At 64.9% G+C, this 4396-nt stretch carries 6 protein-coding genes; 1 reads left to right on the forward strand and 5 read right to left on the reverse strand.

Translation table 11 applies throughout. The features are described 5' to 3' along the window. Positions 1 to 124: 124 nt before the first annotated feature. Positions 125 to 1099: a hypothetical protein gene (locus EN994_RS19645; RefSeq protein ID WP_063167650.1), complete on the forward strand. Its 975-nt coding sequence runs from the start codon at positions 125 to 127 to the stop codon at positions 1097 to 1099. A 20-nt stretch (positions 1100 to 1119) separates the two neighbouring features. Here the strand turns inward: EN994_RS19645 and moaB are convergent, their stop codons facing one another. The 5 genes from moaB to EN994_RS19670 all read right to left on the reverse strand — a co-directional run. After that, a complete protein-coding gene (gene moaB, locus EN994_RS19650; protein ID WP_024502637.1) occupies positions 1120 to 1674 on the reverse strand; it encodes a molybdenum cofactor biosynthesis protein B in 555 nt (184 codons plus the stop codon). Then, the gene (locus EN994_RS19655) at positions 1661 to 2560 is read right to left on the reverse strand and encodes a 4-(cytidine 5'-diphospho)-2-C-methyl-D-erythritol kinase (protein WP_063167651.1); all 900 of its coding nucleotides are present in this window, start codon (positions 2558 to 2560) and stop codon (positions 1661 to 1663) included. Before EN994_RS19655 ends, moaB begins: the two co-directional genes overlap by 14 nt. 20 nt (positions 2561 to 2580) lie before the next feature. Next, on the reverse strand, positions 2581 to 2766 hold the full coding sequence (locus EN994_RS19660) for a membrane protein (protein ID WP_027164179.1): 186 nt from the start codon (positions 2764 to 2766) through the stop codon (positions 2581 to 2583). Between the two features lie 83 nt (positions 2767 to 2849). Next, a complete protein-coding gene (locus EN994_RS19665; RefSeq protein ID WP_027164178.1) occupies positions 2850 to 3713 on the reverse strand; it encodes a S49 family peptidase in 864 nt (287 codons plus the stop codon). 79 nt (positions 3714 to 3792) lie between these two features. Further along, the coding region (locus EN994_RS19670; RefSeq protein ID WP_127307737.1) for a methyltransferase at positions 3793 to 4396 on the reverse strand (604 nt) is incomplete at its 5' end.

Below are 4396 nucleotides of genomic sequence, written 5' to 3' on the forward strand. Positions count from 1 at the left end.
CCATTGTGCATTGCACAAAATCTGACGCGGGGTTAGCGTCCGTTCAAGCGGGAATTGGGTTTGGGACATGCCGAGTGGCGAGCACCGATGCGGCATCGGTGGTGCTCTCATAGCCGAGGACCCAATGAAGCTTTCAACCCCCGACACATCCGGCGCGGCCAGTCTCGAGGCTATTGCGCGCGACGGCAGTCTGTTGCGACGCATCGCGGTGCGCATTCCGACCTATCTCAAGGACCTGCGCGAAAACCCCGCCTGGCTGCCGATGTTCGTGCTGGCGCGCACAATGCCTGGACGCCGCATGCATTGGCTGGGCGCAAAACGCGCCCGCCCGGTCGCCAATGCCGGGGATACGATGTTTGCCGGTGTCGAACGGGGAGCGGTCGTCGATGCGTTGCGCTCCGACGGGCTGTTCTCAGGCTTGGTCCTGCCGCCTGATATCCATGAAGAGATCGCCGACTTCGCCGGGCGCACGCCTTGCTTCGGCAATTTCGACCGCCGTCTCGAATTCATGCCGGGGGAACATGCCGAGGCCGAGAAACGCCTTGGCCGCTCGCTGCTCAGCGGGCATTTTTTCGAGCGCATCCTCGACTGCCCGGCGGCGCTTGCCATCCAGCGCGATCCGCTGCTTCTGGATATTGCCGCGCACTATCTCGGCGGCCAGGCAAAACTGATCACGACGCGCGTCTGGTGGAGTTTTCTAACCGGTGCCGCTTCGGATGCCGACAAGAACCTCGCCTCGCTCGGCAAGTATCATTTCGACCTCGATGATTGGCGCATGCTGAAATTCTTCTTCTACCTCAAGCCGGTCGACGCCGACACCGGTCCGCATGTCTATGTCAGGGGCAGCCACAAGCGCCGCAGCCTCAAGCACCAGCTCACGCTTCTGGTTGGCCACCCCGCGCAACAGGTCCTGGATGTCTATGGCGAGCAGAGCCCGGTGACGCTGACCGGCGAGGCCGGTCTCGGTTTCGTCGAGGACCCTTTTGGCTTCCATATGGGCACCGTGCCGGCACGCACGCCCCGACTGATGATGGAAGTCGGCTTCGGCGTCTCGCCGCCGTCGCGCCGGCGGTTTCATGGCGAGCCGGTCATCCGCTGAGAGCGACGCTTGCCTCGGCTTTACGGAGCTGATTTGCCGCGCCGCAAATGCTCGTCCAGGCGCGGCATGATCTCGACGAAGTTGCACGGCATATGCCGGTAGTCGAGCTGTGCCTTCAGGATGCCGTCCCACGCGTCCTTGCAGGCGCCTGGCGAACCCGGCAGCACGAAGACGAAGGTGGCGTTGACGACGCCGCCGGTCGCCCGGCTCTGGATCGTCGAGGTGCCGATCTTGTCGTAGGAGATCCGGTGGAACACTTCCGAAAAGCCATCCATGCGCTTTTCGAAGATCGGCTCCAGCGCGTCCGGCGTCACGTCACGGCCGGTGAAACCGGTGCCGCCGGTGGTGATGACGACATCGATATTCTTGTCCCGCGACCACGCCAGAACCGTGTCGCGGATTTTTTCCCGATCGTCGGTGACGATATCGCGGGCCGCCAGCATATGGCCGGCCTCGGTGATGCGGTCGGCCAGCGTCTGGCCGGATTTGTCGTCGGCGAGGCTGCGCGTATCTGAAACGGTCAGCACCGCGATGCGCACGGGAATGAAGGAGCGGCTCTCGTCAATTCTGGCCATCAGATACCTCCGATGCGATGCTGCGCGTCGCCGCGACGAACCAGTCGGGCTGGCGGCCGCGGATTTCGGCGGCGGCGCGCTTGGCGACATTGCCGGTCTCGAACAGGCCGAAGCAGGTGGCGCCGGACCCGGACATCCGTGAAAAACCGGATCCGGCCTTGTTCAGCCAGGAAAGCGCCCTGCCGATAGCCGGCTGCATCGCCAGCGCGGCGGGCTCGAGGTCGTTGCGGGTGATCTCCAGCCAGTTGCGCAGGCTATGAAAATCGATGCTGCGCGGCAGCGGCGGCAAGGCCTCATTGTCGCGCCGGGAAAGCGCCGCAAAGACGTCCGCCGTCGAGACCGGGGTGCCCGGATTGACCAGCACCAGGCCAAGCGCCGAAAAATCCGGCACCATCGACAGTTCATCTCCGATGCCGCGCGCGACCAGAGGTCTGGCCGCCAGGCACATCGGCACATCGGCGCCGAGCGAGAGGCCGATCCGCGCCAGCTCTGCGCCGTCTATATCCAGGCCCCATGTCTCCACCAGCCCGCGCAGCACGGTCGCCGCGTCGCTCGAACCGCCGCCGACGCCGGAGGCGACCGGCAGGTTCTTTTCCAGCCGGATAGCGACCGGCGGTGTTCTCTCGTGCCCGACCGCCTGTCGCAGGGCATCGCGCGCCCTAGGCACCAGATTGCTGGCGTCGAGAGGAACCGCCGGGGCGTAGCGGCCGGACACGGTAAATTCATCGCTGTCGGCAGGCGCGATTTCGACCCTGTCGCCAAACCGCGTGAACACCGCCAGGCTCTCGATCAGATGATAGCCGTCAGGGCGCCTGCCGGTGACATGCAGCGCAAGATTGATCTTGGCGTGCGCGTGCCAGCTACGCGACCCGATGTCGGTGTCCACAATGGTCTGCGAAATGGTGCTCAGTCCTTGGCCAGCCGGTACTCGCCGGTCTTCGGATCCTTGACCAAAGTGCCCATCGCGCCGTTGGCCGTCTGCTTTTCGGTACGCCGCACCTTGGCGGTCACGCGTTCGGCTTCGCGGATGAAGGTGCGGTAGCCGAAATAGGCGGCGACGCCAACGACGGTGAAGAAAATGATCTGCGGCATACCAAAACTCCTCCCACGCTGGGCCGGCGAAGGTGGCCGGTCGGGTCGGTTAAGCTCTCATGCTAGACGCTTTTGCCGGGTTTTCAAAGCTCGAAGCGAGACCACAATGCGCGCTCTTCCGCCGCATCGATCAGGCCGCTGGCGGCAGCGCCTGCGATCTCGGGCGCTGAAAAGCCCTTGCTTGAGCCAAACAGGCCGAAGCGGCTGAGGAAACCGCGCGGTGTCGTGATCAGCCTGAGCTGGGTTTTCGCCCCGAAACGGGTCTTGAGCACCGTGCGCATGTCGCCGAGCGCATCGACCAGGCCGAGTTCAAGGCCCTTGATGCCGGTCCAGAACAGGCCGGTGAACAGGTCCGGGTCGTCTTTCAGTTTCGCGCCGCGCCGCTCCTTGACGAGGTCGATGAACGTGCCGTGCACCTCGAGCTGCAGCGCCTTCAGCCGCTCGACATCTTCCTTTTTCTCGGGCTTGAACGGGTCGAGCACCGCCTTGTTCTGGCCGGCGGTGTGGACGCGTCGCTCGATGCCGATCTTCTTCATCAGTTCCGGGAAGCCGAACGAAGCCGAGACCACGCCGATCGACCCGACGATGGAGGATGGGTCGGCGAAGATCTCATCACCGGCAACCGCGATCATGTAGCCACCCGACGCCGCCACGTCTTCGACGAAGACCAGTACCTTTCTGTTCTTTTCCGTGGCCAGGTCACGGATGCGCTTGAAGATCAGCCGCGACTGCACCGGCGAGCCGCCGGGCGAATTGATCGAGATGGCGACTGCCGGGGCGTCGTAGGAAAACGCCTTCTCAATGAGGCCAGCGGTGGAGGCCAGCGACAGGCTCGGCCGGAACTGGCCACCGCCTGCCATGATGGTGCCGTGCAGCCGGATGACCGGAATTGTGACGACGGTGGAGCGCCAGGATTTCGGCAGCAGGCGGTTGATAAGGCGTTTCACGAGGGCGCGGTCTCCGGTCGATAGGTTGCAGGCATGTAGGGATTTCCCGGCCAACGGCAATGTGGCCAGGCAGAATAGCTCAATCTCCAAACAGCGAGGCGAGGCCGTTGGTAATCATTTCGCTGCGCTCGTCAGGGCCGTTGCCTGATTGCGCGTGCAGCATCAGGGGCGGGCGGATGGCAAGCTTTCCCCGTGCCCCGAGCGCTGCCCGCACAACGATGCGGATTGCCGCGGCGTCTGGGCGAGGGTGGACGGCGAGCATTTCGGCATCGCCGAAGCGCCCTGCGATCGCATCGAGAATGGCGCCGAGCTGTTCGGGGCGGGCGATCACGGCAAGCCCGCCGCGCGGCCTGACCACCGCCGCCGCACTGCGGATCCAGCTCTCGAACACCCCGTCCTCCATGACATGGGCCTCTTTTCTGAGGCGATCGGGGGAGGCGCGGTCCCGGGGAGCGTTGAAGGGCGGGTTCATGATGACGAAGTCGAAATCATTGTCGGCGAGGCCGGCGGCCGCCCGCGCCCGGCCCGATACGGTGACATCGGCGACCAGCACGGAGGCGCGATCGCTCAGATGGGCATTGCCGGGATGGGCAAGGGTGGCTGCCGCGAAGGCCGCCATTTCCGGCGCGCGTTCGACAAGCACCGCCTCAGCGGCCGGGCAGCGCGACAGCACCGCCAGGCCG

It is taken from the genome of Mesorhizobium sp. M7A.F.Ca.CA.002.09.1.1 (assembly GCF_003998555.1).
GTDB lineage: Bacteria > Pseudomonadota > Alphaproteobacteria > Rhizobiales > Rhizobiaceae > Mesorhizobium > Mesorhizobium ciceri.